The 13,048-nt window shown below is 24.1% G+C and carries 18 protein-coding genes; 9 read left to right on the top strand and 9 right to left on the bottom strand.

The annotated features are described in order from the left end of the window. Window positions 1–6: 6 nt before the first annotated feature. From NY022_RS06785 to NY022_RS06770, 4 genes are all read right to left on the bottom strand, one after another. The gene (locus NY022_RS06785; RefSeq protein ID WP_267524673.1) at window positions 7–438 is read right to left on the bottom strand and encodes a GNAT family N-acetyltransferase; all 432 of its coding nucleotides are present in this window, start codon (window positions 436–438) and stop codon (window positions 7–9) included. Next, a complete protein-coding gene (locus NY022_RS06780) occupies window positions 435–1,418 on the bottom strand; it encodes a DUF2156 domain-containing protein (protein WP_267524672.1) in 984 nt (327 codons plus the stop codon). Before NY022_RS06780 ends, NY022_RS06785 begins: the two co-directional genes overlap by 4 nt. Before the next feature lie 211 nt (window positions 1,419–1,629). Next, window positions 1,630–1,782: a hypothetical protein gene (locus tag NY022_RS06775; RefSeq protein ID WP_267524671.1), complete on the bottom strand. Its 153-nt coding sequence runs from the start codon at window positions 1,780–1,782 to the stop codon at window positions 1,630–1,632. A gap of 32 nt (window positions 1,783–1,814) precedes the next feature. Continuing rightward, a complete protein-coding gene (locus tag NY022_RS06770; protein ID WP_267524670.1) occupies window positions 1,815–2,000 on the bottom strand; it encodes a hypothetical protein in 186 nt (61 codons plus the stop codon). A 92-nt stretch (window positions 2,001–2,092) separates the two neighbouring features. Between NY022_RS06770 and NY022_RS06765 the strand changes: the two genes are divergently transcribed. The 5 genes from NY022_RS06765 to NY022_RS06745 all read left to right on the top strand — a co-directional run bounded on the left by NY022_RS06765 (window position 2,093) and on the right by NY022_RS06745 (window position 5,190). Beyond that, window positions 2,093–2,431, top strand: coding sequence for a TfoX/Sxy family protein (locus tag NY022_RS06765; RefSeq protein ID WP_239803477.1), 339 nt, complete (start codon window positions 2,093–2,095; stop codon window positions 2,429–2,431). A 156-nt stretch (window positions 2,432–2,587) separates the two neighbouring features. Beyond that, complete coding sequence (locus NY022_RS06760) at window positions 2,588–3,463, top strand: permease (RefSeq protein ID WP_267524669.1); 876 nt, start codon at window positions 2,588–2,590, stop codon at window positions 3,461–3,463. 9 nt (window positions 3,464–3,472) lie between these two features. Next, complete coding sequence (locus NY022_RS06755; RefSeq protein WP_267524668.1) at window positions 3,473–3,871, top strand: arsenate reductase ArsC; 399 nt, start codon at window positions 3,473–3,475, stop codon at window positions 3,869–3,871. After that, window positions 3,861–4,883 carry an ACR3 family arsenite efflux transporter gene (gene arsB / locus NY022_RS06750; protein ID WP_267524667.1) on the top strand — a complete coding sequence of 341 codons (1,023 nt, stop codon included), beginning with the start codon at window positions 3,861–3,863 and terminating at the stop codon, window positions 4,881–4,883. Before NY022_RS06755 ends, arsB begins: the two co-directional genes overlap by 11 nt. A gap of 1 nt (window position 4,884) precedes the next feature. Beyond that, a complete protein-coding gene (locus NY022_RS06745) occupies window positions 4,885–5,190 on the top strand; it encodes an ArsR/SmtB family transcription factor (protein WP_267524666.1) in 306 nt (101 codons plus the stop codon). 12 nt (window positions 5,191–5,202) lie between these two features. On the opposite strand, the gene gltS is transcribed toward NY022_RS06745, so the two are convergent. Next, window positions 5,203–6,504, bottom strand: a complete 1,302-nt coding sequence (gene gltS / locus NY022_RS06740) for a sodium/glutamate symporter (RefSeq protein WP_267524665.1) — start codon at window positions 6,502–6,504, stop codon at window positions 5,203–5,205. Window positions 6,505–6,704: 200 nt separating this feature from the next. Beyond that, window positions 6,705–6,899, bottom strand: coding sequence for a hypothetical protein (locus NY022_RS06735; protein WP_267524663.1), 195 nt, complete (start codon window positions 6,897–6,899; stop codon window positions 6,705–6,707). A 170-nt stretch (window positions 6,900–7,069) separates the two neighbouring features. On the opposite strand from NY022_RS06735, the gene NY022_RS06730 reads away from it, so the two are divergent. The 4 genes from NY022_RS06730 to NY022_RS06715 all read left to right on the top strand — a co-directional run bounded on the left by NY022_RS06730 (window position 7,070) and on the right by NY022_RS06715 (window position 10,164). Beyond that, window positions 7,070–7,690, top strand: coding sequence for a hypothetical protein (locus NY022_RS06730; protein WP_267524662.1), 621 nt, complete (start codon window positions 7,070–7,072; stop codon window positions 7,688–7,690). 87 nt (window positions 7,691–7,777) lie between these two features. Then, window positions 7,778–8,908: a hypothetical protein gene (locus tag NY022_RS06725; protein WP_267524661.1), complete on the top strand. Its 1,131-nt coding sequence runs from the start codon at window positions 7,778–7,780 to the stop codon at window positions 8,906–8,908. Between the two features lie 141 nt (window positions 8,909–9,049). After that, window positions 9,050–9,625, top strand: a complete 576-nt coding sequence (locus tag NY022_RS06720) for a hypothetical protein (protein ID WP_267524660.1) — start codon at window positions 9,050–9,052, stop codon at window positions 9,623–9,625. Window positions 9,626–9,981: 356 nt separating this feature from the next. Beyond that, window positions 9,982–10,164, top strand: a complete 183-nt coding sequence (locus NY022_RS06715; RefSeq protein ID WP_267524658.1) for a hypothetical protein — start codon at window positions 9,982–9,984, stop codon at window positions 10,162–10,164. A 473-nt stretch (window positions 10,165–10,637) separates the two neighbouring features. On the opposite strand, the gene NY022_RS06710 is transcribed toward NY022_RS06715, so the two are convergent. The 3 genes from NY022_RS06710 to NY022_RS06700 are packed head-to-tail and all read right to left on the bottom strand — an operon-like array spanning window position 10,638 to window position 11,473. After that, window positions 10,638–10,781 carry a hypothetical protein gene (locus NY022_RS06710; RefSeq protein ID WP_267524656.1) on the bottom strand — a complete coding sequence of 48 codons (144 nt, stop codon included), beginning with the start codon at window positions 10,779–10,781 and terminating at the stop codon, window positions 10,638–10,640. Window positions 10,782–10,804: 23 nt separating this feature from the next. Next, window positions 10,805–11,179 (bottom strand): hypothetical protein, encoded by a 375-nt coding sequence (locus NY022_RS06705; protein WP_267524654.1) that lies wholly within the window; start codon window positions 11,177–11,179, stop codon window positions 10,805–10,807. 42 nt (window positions 11,180–11,221) lie between these two features. Then, window positions 11,222–11,473 carry a hypothetical protein gene (locus NY022_RS06700; protein WP_324287469.1) on the bottom strand — a complete coding sequence of 84 codons (252 nt, stop codon included), beginning with the start codon at window positions 11,471–11,473 and terminating at the stop codon, window positions 11,222–11,224. Window positions 11,474–13,048 lie beyond the last annotated feature (1,575 nt).

Here is a 13,048-nt window from a genome sequence, read left to right as displayed (position 1 = left end):
TATATATTAAAAAATATTTAAAAACATTTTTATACCATCTTCATCACAATAATAATTTTGTAGCTTTTTGTAAAATTTAAACCCTAACTTTTCGTATAATTTAATAGCTGAAAAATTACTCACCCTAACTTCTAAATATAATTTATTTTTTAAATTTAATTTAGAATATTCTATAGCATAATCACATAATGTTTTGCCTATACCCATATTTTTATAATTATTTTTAACAGCTATTGAATATATTCTAATAGATTTTTTATATCTTAATATCAATATATAACCAGCTACTACATTATCACATAAAAAAACAAAGATATTTTGCTTTTTTATGTGGTATAAAAAATTATCCTTACTTAATTTAAAACAATCATTTTGAAAGCATTCATATTCTATTTCAAGTAATGAATTAATATGTGATTTATCAGCTAAAATTATCATAATTTTTGATAAATTGTATATTTTGGAATAATCTTTTCAGGACGATAAGACATTTTTACCTTTTTTAAATTTTCAAAACCCATATCATCGCCAACATTTATATATTTACAATTATATTTATCTTTCAAAAATTTAGAAAATTCTCTAAAAATAAATTGAGCACAACCAAGAGTTTCAAAATCTGTTTTTTCAATTAACACACTAGCGGTATCACTACAAATTTTTTCACCTATTGTAAAACCTTTTAATTCGTCATCAATATAAATTACTAAACCAACCAATTCTAATTTTTCATAATCTTGCAAACATCTTTTTATAGCTAATCTTTCTTGATAAATTCCATCTAAAAATGCATCTACTTCTGCTTTAGGAACATATTTTATTCTATCACTGACCCATTTGTCAAAAAGAATTTTAATATCATTTGAATGTTCATTATGGTCTAATTCTTTTATGACATAATTTGGATAAACTCTTTTAAATTTATTAATTTCTGTCCTTTTAGTATGATATGAATTACCTTTTAACTCTATTAAATCATCACTTATATAAATATAATCAGCTAATTTTTTTTCTATAATATAATTATCCAAAGAACTAAAAATTACTTCGCCTTCTTGAGTATATGTTATAAAACCCTCCAAAAAAGAATCGCACACATACTCTATTTTAGAATAATAATTTGATGAATTATTAGCGTTCATTATATTAAAACATTCTGGTATGGTATCATAGCAATCTTTTGGCTTTCCTAAAGGTGGTAAAAGCATAGATAACTCACCGCCATTCATAACAAACAAGCAAAAAGTATTGTTAATAATAGTATAAAATCCACTAGCTTTAGAAAGCCAAATATAATTAGCACAAAAAGAATAATCACTCACATTTATATCAAATTCATTTAAATATTTTTGCATAATATCTTTAGTATTTAAATCAAATGCCTTTAAAGTATAATCTTGAATTTTAATTTCCGCCACAACTTTCCTTTTATTAAAAATGCACGAATTATAGCTTTTAAATTTAAGTTTTCAAGTCAAAATTTCATAAAATTTAATAATGCTCTTTTTGAGTATTTTTACAGCTACCATTTATCGTAAAATATCAAATTTTTCAATTTTTATTATTTTTACAAAACAAAAAAAATTAATCTAAAATAATTTTAATTAAATTTAAAATATTGTGTTTTCATTATACTTCTTCTTTTTTATCTTTATATCTAATAAATTCATACCCGCAATTTTTACATTCACAATATTCTTTAATCTTACGTATCCTAAATACCTTTCTTACATATCTTTCTTTTCCGTTTTCTTTGATTTTTACATCTTTTGACCTATGCATTTCTTTTATAATTTCGCTATCAATACATTTTACTACAAAAATTTCTTACACTCTTTACACCTACTATCCATAAGATACCCAAATCCATAATAAAATGCTAAAGGTATGCAAAAAACTACAAACATTAAATTTTCAATAAATTTATCCCAATAACCAAAAATATATATTAATCCCAAAATTACCACTAAAATTAAAATAGTCCATAATAAAATTTTCATAATTTCTCCTAAAATTAGATTTTACCCCCCCCCCATTCTTAAAAATATATTAATTTTTATATAATTGATATAAAATTATTAAAGGAGTTTTGATGGCTACAAGTAAGGATTATTTGGAGTATGTTTTAGACTTGTTTGATGGATTGAATATAAGATATAAATATATGTTTAGTGAATATATGCTGTATTATAAAGATAAGGTTATAGGTGGTATTTTTGATAATCAATTACTATTAAAACCTACAAAATCAGTGTTGAAATACTTAAATGAACCTACTTTTTTATTGCCTTTTAAGGGTGCAAAAAATGAGATGGTTTTGTTTGATAAAGAAGATAAAGAGCTTTTGAGTATGATTGTAATAGCAATGGTTGATGAATTGCCAAATCCTAAAAAGAAGCTTAAAAATAGTAAAAATTGTATTAGTAATTAAAATATTTATAAAAATTCTTAATTTTAAATTCTCATAGCTATTTTGATTGAAATCTTGTGAAAAGTATTTAATATATTTATAATATATCAAGATAACTTGATATTTAGAATACTATAATAAATTTTCAAAATTATTTTATTTTGAAAAAGGATTTTTATGGAATTTACAAGTGAGAAATTATTAGAAACTTTTTATGAGTTTTTGTTTTTAACTGCTGAAATAAGCTTTTTATTTATTTTTATCAATATGATTATGTTTTATATTAATTCAAGATATAGCTTTAATAAATATTTAAAAAATAATGTTTTTTCATATTTTATAGCAATATTTTTAGGCTCAATTACTACTTTTTGTTCTTGTTCAACTATACCTGTTTTTAATTCTTTAATTAAAAACAATATTAATCACGGAGTAGCTAGTGCTTTTTTACTAACTTCGCCATTAATTAATCCTATGCTAATTACTATGCTACTTAGTGCATTTGGTTTTAGCATAACTTTTTATTACATTATTTATATAGTTATATTTGTATTTATTATAAGCTATTTAATAGGTTTAATACCTGCAAGATTGCTATTAAAAGATATTGTAACTAAAGAATTTCAATTTAATCAAAATACCAAGCTTAATTTGTATGAATGTTTATACAAGTCTTTAAAATCATATAAGGATATTTTTTATTATGTATTATTTGGTATGTTAATAGGTGCTTTTTTGCATAATTTTATGCCTGTTGAATTTATTAAAGATTATTTATCTAGTTTTGGAATTTATGGTATATTTTTGGCTAGTTTTGTTGGTTTGTTGCTTTATATACAAACTTGCTTGATTATTCCATTGGGAGTAACTTTAATAAATGTTGGGTTTCCTATCGGTATATTTTTTAGTTTTTTAATAGCTGGTGGGGGTTGTTCTTTGCCTGAATTAATTTTACTTAAGTCAATGTTTAAAATTCGTATGATGATAATATTTATACTTAGTATTTTATCAATGGCAAATATTTTTGGAATTTTACTTTATTTATTTTACTAAGGAGTTTTTATGAAAGTAGCTTTCATTTGCGTGCATAATTCTTGTAGAAGTCAAATCGCCGAAGCTCTAGCAAAATCAAAAAGATTAAATAATATTGAGTTTTATTCTGCAGGAACATCTTTAAAGCCTATTAATCCTAAGGCTATTAGGTATTTAAAAAGCGAATTTAATATAGATATAAGCAAAGAAAAATCAAAGCTAATTGATAGCCTTGCTGATATTGATTATGTGATAACTATGGGGTGTAATGTAGAATGTCCTAGCTTAAAGCATAATATTGCAAGATATGATTTTGGTATAGCTGATCCGAGTGATTATAGTAAAAAAGATTTTATTAAAACAATTTATGAAATTGATAAAAAAATTGATGAGTTTTTAAAAAATATAGGAGTTTTAGATGAAAAATGATATTAGTTTTTTTGAAAAAAATTTAAGTTTTTGGGTGATTATATGTATGATAATTGGCACTTTATTAGGCTATTTTTTACCTAATTTCGCAAGTTTTTTAAAATCATTTGAATATGCAAATATATCTTTTGTAATGTTAGTTTTACTATGGATTATGATAATTCCTATGTTTTTAAAGATTGATTTTGCAAGTTTAAAACATAGCTTTAAAAATCCAAAAGGTTTATATTTAACTTGGTTTATAAATTGGATATTTAAACCAATTTCAATGTATTTAATAGCAATTTTATTTTTTAAATATATTTATCAATTTGAAAATTATTATGAACTTTTAGCTGGAGCTGTGTTGCTTGGGGTTGCACCTTGCACTGCTATGGTATTTGTATGGGCTAGACTAACTCGTGCTAATGCTAATTATACTTTAATACAAGTTGCTAGTAATGATTTGATAATTTTGTTTGCTTTTGTGCCTATAGCTTCATTTTTATTAAGTCGTAATGATATTAGTATTTCTTTTACAACGCTTATTTTATCTACTATTTTATATGTATTTTTACCATTATTTATAAGTATTTTTATAAGAAATAAAATAATCAACAAAAAAGGCTTAAATTATTATGAGAATTTGTTTTTGCCTAAATTTGATAAATTTACGATTTTAGGACTTTTATTAACTTTAATAATTATTTTCGTATTTCAAGGGCAAAATATCATAAATAATCCTATTTTAATTATTCTAATTTCGGTAGTTTTACTTATTCAAACTTTTTTAGTATTTTTACTAGGATTTTATTTAGCACTAAAATTAAAATTACCTTTTGATATTGCTTCAGCTAGTATATTAATAGGTGCTTCAAATTTCTTTGAACTTGCTGTTGGAGTTAGTATTGCTTTGTTTGGACTTGGTTCTTTTGCTACTTTAGTTTGTGTTGTAGGGGTTTTAATTGAAGTGCCTTTAATGTTAGTTTTGGTAAAAATTGTTAATATTAATAAAAATAAATTTAAGGATTAAAATGAAGAAGTTATTAAATTATACAGCAGCTATAAATGATGAAACTAGGCTTAAAATATTAGCTTTTTTAGATATTCACAAAAAATGTTGCGTATGTGAGATATGTGAGAGTTTTGAAATGCTTCAGTCTAGGATTTCAAGGCATTTAAAGATATTAAAAGATGCTGATTTATTGATAGCTAGTAGAAGTGGGGCGTTTATTTATTATGAGATAAATTATGAAAATACTAAAGAGATTTTAGAGCTTTTAAAAAAGGCTAATTTTACTTTACCTGATTTAAAAACCCCAAAAGAATGTAATTCCTAGAAAATCTAGGAATTAAAATAAAAATCCAACAAAGCCATTAACAACAAGAGCATTTACAATATCTACTAAAAATCCACCCATAATAGGAACGATAATAAATGCTATTTTGCAAGGTCCGAAGTGATTTGTTACTGCTTGAAGATTTGCAATCGCAGTTGGAGTTGCACCCATACCAAAGCCACAATGTCCTGCTACAAGGCAAGCTGCTGCGTAGTTTTTGCCACAAATAACAAAGGTTACATATCTTACATAAATAATAATTGCTATCGTTTGAATTACCAATAAAATAGTAATAGGAACAGCTAATTTTATAAGTTCAACGATATTTAAAGTCATAATTGACATAGCAAGGAATAATGATAAAGCCACATTTCCTATCACACCTACTTCTCTATCAAATACTTTATGAATATTTAGTGAGCTAAAGCCATTTCTAATAATAATACCTGAAAATAAGCACCATACAAATGTTGGCATGCTATCTAAAAATTTTAAAAAGCCATTTTCTTTATTTGTAGCTACATTTGCTGCTTGACACGCATAATCAATCGCATTACCAATCACTAAAGCAAGAGCAATTAAACTTAAGCTTGTAATAAAACTATAGCTTGTAATTAATCTTACTTTTTGCGGACTTGTAAATGCTTCATCACTTGATTGTTCACTACTTTCTATTTCATCGCTTTTTAGATTAAATTTCTTTACTAAGTAATTAGCCATAGGACCACCAATTAAACCACCTGCAATAAGTCCATAAGTAGCACACGCCATTGCTATATCGGTTGCTTGTGCGAAATTATAAGGTGATTCTTGAAATGTAGCTCCCCAAGCAGCACCAGTTCCGTGTCCACCACTAAGTGTGATTGAGCCACCAAGTAAGCCTATTAATGGATTTTCACCCATAGCACTCATTACTCCAACACCAATTGCGTTTTGAACTACTAATAGAGCAAAAACAGCAATCGCAAAAGTTATTAGCAATTTTCCACCTTTTTTAATACTATTAAAATCAGCACTAAGCCCAACCGTTGCATAAAATGCTAATAAAAGTGGGGTTTTTATATCTTCTGCGAATTTTACAGTAAAATTTGCATAATAACTAGATAAGAATAAAATAAATGCTACTATGATACCACCAGTTACAGGCTCTGGGATATCATAATTTCTTAGAAAGCTAGAGCAATTTGTTACAACTCTTCCTAAAATAAGAACCAACATAATACAAATAAATGTGCTATAAAAATTAAGCTCAAGCACACTAGAACCATTGCTGTTATTAAGTAGTGCAGCAATACCAAAATTTACCTTTTCCATACTTCTCCTTAATTAAGAAAATCTTTTAATTTTGTCTTAAAATAATAAATTTAATATAAAATACAATAATAAATTATAAAAAAATATCTCAACTGTGTAAATTCGTAAAGCTTTAAGATTATTTTTTATTTTTAGTGTTATTTTTAATATTTTGTTAAGAATTAGAAGAGCTATCGCAATGCGATAGCTTAAAAAATTAATTATTTGCTTTCTGCTTTTTCTTCTGCTGCTGGAGCTACTTCTTCTGCTGCTGGTTGTGCATTTGCATCAGTATTTTCTACTGCTTGAGTTTGTTCTACAACTGGAGCTTGAGCTGCTTCAGCATTTTCTTCTGCGATAGCATTTACTGAAAATAATGCACCTAAAATAACTGTTGAAAATAATAACTTTTTCATTTTTTTCTCCTTTTAAATTAAAAATGTGGCGTAATTCTAGTATGAAAACATTAAAATAAACTTAAAAAAAATATTTTTTAAAAGAAAATTAATAAGATTATAATTAAAAACAAATAAATAATTTAATTCACTATAATTTTTATATTAAATTAGGAATTTAGGAATATGACTTGCAAAGAGATTACGATAAAGAGCCGCTAATTATCAAGGATATTAATGCATTTTTTGATTTTTTACCTGCTTTTGTTTGTATGATAATAAGTTATATTGCGTATTTTCTAACAGATAATCCTAGCTCTTCACTTTATAGAAATGTTTTTATAATTATGCCATTTTTAGCACTACCTTACATAAGACCTTTTATAAAGTGTAAAAGAGAAATCATAATTACTAAAAATACCATTAATTATCTAAATAATGGCGAAGTTTTAGAAAGTATTGATTTAAATAAGCCTTTTAAGATATACAAAAGCTTTTCGGTAGTTCATCATAAATCACAAAAACCCCATGAAGTAATTCAAATTTTATGGATTTTTTTGCTACCTGCTACTATCTTACAATACTTTATAAATTTTATTCTTAAATTATTTTATTACATATTTACGCTTAAACTAAAATACTATAAGGTAATGGATTCGGTAATTTTATTGCAAGATGAAAAGATTATAAATATATTAAGCATTGAAAAATATCACGAGCTTGAAAAGTATTTTAAAGATAATCATAATATCAATATAAAAGAGCTTAAAATTTATTTTGATAAATATGGTTATATTTATGAAAAGCTTTAAAAACGAAAATACTTAATTTAAATTCTATAACTTTGATATTTTTATTTAAGTAAATGCTATGATATGAAAAATAATTAGGTGTTGAAAATGGAATTTATTTTATTGCATATTATTGTGCTTATTACATTTTTTATTGTTTTAATTAAACCAAAAGGTTTTAAAAGAAAACTAATGTGGTTTGCTATTTGGTTTTTTGCATTTTTTGGTGATATATTTATAACAAATGTTGTTTTTTATTACAATGCTAATAAATATGCTACAAATACATACCTTGAGACTTTTAAAGGAAATTCGCTATATATTGGTGAATATAAGGTTAATCTTATGGATAAAGAGAGATATAAAATAAGCGAATATTATATAGGAGGATGGATTGGCTCTATATTACCAGATTTTTATATGCTATCACTTTTGGATAATAAAATAAAATATATTGAATATAAGGAAATAAGCGACCATCCTATAAATAATGGAAAATATTTTAGATTTTATTCAAGCAATGAAGATGATAAAAATTGTATGGTTTCAAAAGATTTAGAGTATAAGCTATTGTTTACATTGGAATATGATAGAAGCGATGGAACTAAAGGTTTTGTAGAGTATGAAGAATTTTTAGAACTATATAATAAATATTATAAAAAATATTTAGCAGGTAATAGTAATGTTTTTTGGGAAGATTATTTAAGAAAAAATATGTTTCATGAAAAAATTCCTACTGAAATAAAAGATTTAATAAAATATTTAATACAAAAACATAATATGCCAGAAGTTAGAATAAGATATCTAATTATAGATATGATGGAAGCTTATAGAAAAAAGAGTGTCAAAATTGAAGAATTCTACAAAGGTAAATGTATAGCAAGAGTAGAGATAGATAAAAATGAATTATCAAGATATGAATATGTAAAATGCACAAATTCTGATTATGAATATATATGTGATTATCCTGATATAAAAGATAAACTTTGGACTAAATTTGAATACTTTGCTTATATAAAAGATAGGATTAATAATAAAAAAATAGCTCAGAGTATTCTCGCTTATAAAACCGGCACACCTTTTTCTTTATATGCTATAATCTTTGACAAAACTTCTCCATTTCAGAGAGCAGCTGGTGTAGAATTATGCAATAAAAATATAAGTGTGCGTGGTGGTGAAGAATGCAATGATATATTTATAGACAATTTTATTAATAATAATGAGATGAAAAATAAGTAATTTTTACATATAGCAAAATAAAGCAATAAAAATATTTAAATTCTAAGAATTTAAAAATTATATTTCAACTCTAAAATACATTTACAAACCAAAAAATATTCTTAAATAATGCTATGATATGAAAAAAATAAAGGAGAATAAATGCTTAAAAAAATTTGTTTATTACTTATGCTAGTTTTTAATTTAAATGCTTTTGAATTTGTTCATAAAGATAAAATACCAAAAACTCCCATATATACTTTATTTGATTTAAGCAAAAAAGGCACTAAATTTGAAATAATCTTTAAGCCACAAAGAAAAGATATAGGAGAGCATTTAGGACTTTATGCTTTTTATCCTTTGCGTTTTGAATATGGTAAAGTAGGTAAGAATTTTTACTCAGTTCATTTATACGATGAAAAACTAGAAAATGATATACGAAATAATCCTTATTATCCACTTGCTCTCGATATTAAAATATATGAGCTTACTAAAGATGGTGATGAGATATTAGTATTTGATAAAGTCGCTACACCAAATGAAAATACAAGAGTAAGTGGTAGAATAAGTATAAATATTAAAAATGAAAAGGTTCATGTAGCAATAAGATATCTTGGATTTTACTTTATACCTGAAAATAAAACATATAAAGCAGTCATTACAAATCTAATAGATGATGATAATATAAGGGGTGATTTTACAAAAATCGCAATTAAAGTTGATAGAAGCAAACATTAATAAGGAGAAAGTTTGTATAACTACTTGTGTAATTAATTTAATCTCTTATACTACTAATAACCTATATAAATAAGAAAATTTAGGGTAATTGAAATTGTTTTAATAATTTTGCTAATTATTTAAAATTAAATAAATACACCTATAATTAAACATATAATTTATTATTTAATATCAATGTATGCTCATACTATAAATAATACCCATATTTAAAATAATTAACTTTTATACTTGATACATTTAAAATACAAAAAAATAAATTTAAATACAATTTAAACAAAAATTAAGAATGGGGGAGGGTGTATTATACTGATTTTACAAAAAGCATTAAGCTTTAAACCAAATCAAAAGGAGATTAAATGAAAAAATTATTAAGTTTTGCAATATTTGCATCTATGTTAGTTGCTTGTGGGAGTGATACTCCTAAAGCTGATGATACTCCAGATGTTGTAGTTAAAAAATGTTTGAAGTTAGTGATTGAAGAAGATAAACAAGCTGTTAAGTGCTTTAATTTTAAATCAGAAGATAAAAAAATTTATTAGAAAAAATGTCTTATAAAGCAAAGAGCATTAAAGAAATGGGTAGTATTAAATCAATAGAAACAAGCTTAGACTATGAGTTAGGAGGCGAAGCTGGAGTTAGATTAAAGTAACATTTAATAATGGTGAAAGTTTTTCTAAAGAAATGAACCTTATAAAGATAAATAATACTTGGTATATGGAACGCTAATTTTAGTTATTACAATTTAAGATTTATTGGAATTTATTTTAAGGATAAATTCCAAGCTTCATTAATAAAATGCAATAACTTAAACTCTTAAAAATTAAAATTTTACCTTAAAACATATTAAGGAATTTCAAACATTTTAGTGTCTAATTTATTTTAACAATAAAATTAAGCTAAACTTAGCTTTTAAATACTTTTAATGCTCTAGAATTTCAATTAGGAATTTGATTTTTAAAGAGTAACAATCTACTTTTATAAATTTATACAATCATAATTTTTATAATAATTCTTAAAATAAGATTTTATTATCACTAAAGTCATATTCAATCTCACTAACTTCATTTAAATCTTTATCTAGCAGCTTTTTTGCTTCATCACTTGCGAAAAATTCTTTACAATTTTTATCATTTGCATTTATATTTTTAATACGCAAAATACTATTTTTAGCACTTACTTTTATACAAGCACAATACCATTTATTAAAAACTCTCCATTAGGATTTATAGGTGCATAAGTCATATCGCTAATCTTAGCAAATCTACCTTGTGCTACATAAAAAGCAGAAATATCAGAAATTATTATTGATAAATTAGCTGCGTTTTGTTTATGAAAATTAGACTCACTTTTAGGCTCTTCGGATAAAATATTATAAGCTTGTGCATAAAAAAATGCTGCTGTTTTTTTATCCATACTCACACCATCACCTTTAGCATACATTAAAGCTAAAGTCCCGCAAGCTTCAAAATCTCCATCATAACAGCTATCTTTTAAGCTTTTTATATCAGCATTTAAAATCATAAAACATAAAAATATAAAAAATAATTTTTTCATAAACTTTCCTATTTGTTTTTGTAAATTATATATTTGCTTAATTTAATAATACATAAAATAAAATTTCACATTTAAACTAGCTTGTATTATTTTTAAAATAAAAATATTTATAAAATAATATATTTTATAAAAATTTATAGCTTCATTATCTTTTGCTTCATCAAGACTTAAAACCTGTGTTTTACACCTACAACCCCAGCCATTCGGTGGATAATTATTACGCCAACAATAATGCTCCTTAGGTAAAATTAACCCGTAAAAGACTTTAAGGGCAACTCTAACCCTATTATCCATAATCGCTACATATCTTAAGTAAGGCTTATCGCTTATAAGTTATTTTTTTAAATCTTGCCAAACCATATACTTATCTTAGGTTTTGATTAAAGACAACTTTTAAATGGTGTTTATGAAGTCCGCTAATGCTTTCTAGCTCTTTTACGCAATCTTTAAAGCTTGCACCATTAAATAAGCCTTTTTAAGTATGCTATGCATTCTTTTAAGCATTTCTATCTCACTTATCCCACTTATTAAAAATGTGTGATTATATGCACTAAAGCGAAGTTTATCTAAATCATAATCTTTAGGTAATTCATCATTAAAGTATTTAATTGCGTTAAAGGGTTTAGTTTAAATACATCGCTTAAATCATTCATCACTTAAGCCTTTTAAACTAATATTTGTTAAAACTTGAGCCATTATGTTTTCTAGCTTGTCTTGTTTTATATCTTGATTTAAAAGCTTATTCATAGCGTCTTCATAAGAATTTGAATTTTCAAGGACTTTTAAAAACTGCTCTTACATGTCTTTATCTAAATTCACTACCCAACATCATTAAATCTATATTATCCACAGCTTATTTATTTCATTAAAAAAGCTTTTAAAAACATTATTTATCCTGTAAAGGTATAAATTTAGTTTATATAGTTTTATTATTCAAATATTTTGAACCTATATAAAACTTAATCTACCCCCCCCCAACACTAAAAACTTATATCCTAATTATGTTTTATATGCGTAATAAATACTTTTATATAATCAATCTAATTAATTTAATTACTTACTAAGCTTAGGTATTAACTTACTCTAAAGTATTTAATTAAGTTTAATTTTTATTACTTTAAATCACTGATTAAACTTAGCATAAAAACATTTTAGTACTAATTACTTATCTTCTAAAAACAATCTAAGCCCTAATTACTGCAAAAGAATTTAAATCCAAATTTTATATAAGCTTAATTTTTAAAAACTTAGACACTTCGTTTTTTAAAAACTTTGTTTTAAATAAACTCTATTTAAATAAACCTAATTGTATAAACACCTCATTTACTACTAATATTGCTTATTAAAGATAAAGATTTGATAGCATAAATAAGAAATTTGCTACCAATAATATTACTTAATTAAAATTGGAAAAAATAATATTTAATTACAATCCTTCACTACCAATATTATTTTTCAACCACTCATATTACCTTAATGATGTTTTCATATGAGATTATGGCTTATGTCTAAATATTATTATCATATTGCTTTAACTTTAGCTACCTAAAAAACAATTAATCATCTAAGCTTATTAAATACATAATTCTTTAAACATATAAAGCTACTTAAATTAAATAAGCATACTCATATAAATATTTTATACATATAACTTATAAATACTTCTAGCATATACTAAAACTACTTAAAGCAAATAAAAAACCTATATAAAAAAGTAAGAGCTATATTGTATAAGTATCATTTAAAATATCTATTTTTATAATCTCATACTAAAAAACATAATTAAGCAAATTATTTAAAGTAAAGGTTTTAAAAAGGCTAACCAATAAATAGTTTTTAAAGTAATAAATGAATATAATAATAAAAAAA

The organism is Campylobacter sp. MG1 (genome assembly GCF_026616895.1).
Lineage (GTDB): Bacteria > Campylobacterota > Campylobacteria > Campylobacterales > Campylobacteraceae > Campylobacter_E.
This window is presented reverse-complemented; position numbering and strand designations above follow the sequence as displayed.

Excerpts from the sequence above, each read along its gene's own strand:
- NY022_RS06785 (WP_267524673.1), bottom strand. The coding sequence starts at position 438 with ATGATAATTTTAGCTGATAAATCACATATTAATTCATTACTTGAAATA.
- NY022_RS06775 (WP_267524671.1), bottom strand. The coding sequence starts at position 1,782 with ATGCATAGGTCAAAAGATGTAAAAATCAAAGAAAACGGAAAAGAAAGA.
- NY022_RS06770 (WP_267524670.1), bottom strand. The coding sequence starts at position 2,000 with ATGAAAATTTTATTATGGACTATTTTAATTTTAGTGGTAATTTTGGGA.
- NY022_RS06765 (WP_239803477.1), top strand. The coding sequence starts at position 2,093 with ATGGCTACAAGTAAGGATTATTTGGAGTATGTTTTAGACTTGTTTGAT.
- NY022_RS06760 (WP_267524669.1), top strand. The coding sequence starts at position 2,588 with ATGGAATTTACAAGTGAGAAATTATTAGAAACTTTTTATGAGTTTTTG.
- NY022_RS06755 (WP_267524668.1), top strand. The coding sequence starts at position 3,473 with ATGAAAGTAGCTTTCATTTGCGTGCATAATTCTTGTAGAAGTCAAATC.
- arsB (WP_267524667.1), top strand. The coding sequence starts at position 3,861 with ATGAAAAATGATATTAGTTTTTTTGAAAAAAATTTAAGTTTTTGGGTG.
- NY022_RS06745 (WP_267524666.1), top strand. The coding sequence starts at position 4,885 with ATGAAGAAGTTATTAAATTATACAGCAGCTATAAATGATGAAACTAGG.
- gltS (WP_267524665.1), bottom strand. The coding sequence starts at position 6,504 with ATGGAAAAGGTAAATTTTGGTATTGCTGCACTACTTAATAACAGCAAT.
- NY022_RS06735 (WP_267524663.1), bottom strand. The coding sequence starts at position 6,899 with ATGAAAAAGTTATTATTTTCAACAGTTATTTTAGGTGCATTATTTTCA.
- NY022_RS06725 (WP_267524661.1), top strand. The coding sequence starts at position 7,778 with ATGGAATTTATTTTATTGCATATTATTGTGCTTATTACATTTTTTATT.
- NY022_RS06720 (WP_267524660.1), top strand. The coding sequence starts at position 9,050 with ATGCTTAAAAAAATTTGTTTATTACTTATGCTAGTTTTTAATTTAAAT.
- NY022_RS06715 (WP_267524658.1), top strand. The coding sequence starts at position 9,982 with ATGAAAAAATTATTAAGTTTTGCAATATTTGCATCTATGTTAGTTGCT.
- NY022_RS06705 (WP_267524654.1), bottom strand. The coding sequence starts at position 11,179 with ATGAAAAAATTATTTTTTATATTTTTATGTTTTATGATTTTAAATGCT.
- NY022_RS06700 (WP_324287469.1), bottom strand. The coding sequence starts at position 11,473 with ATGGATAATAGGGTTAGAGTTGCCCTTAAAGTCTTTTACGGGTTAATT.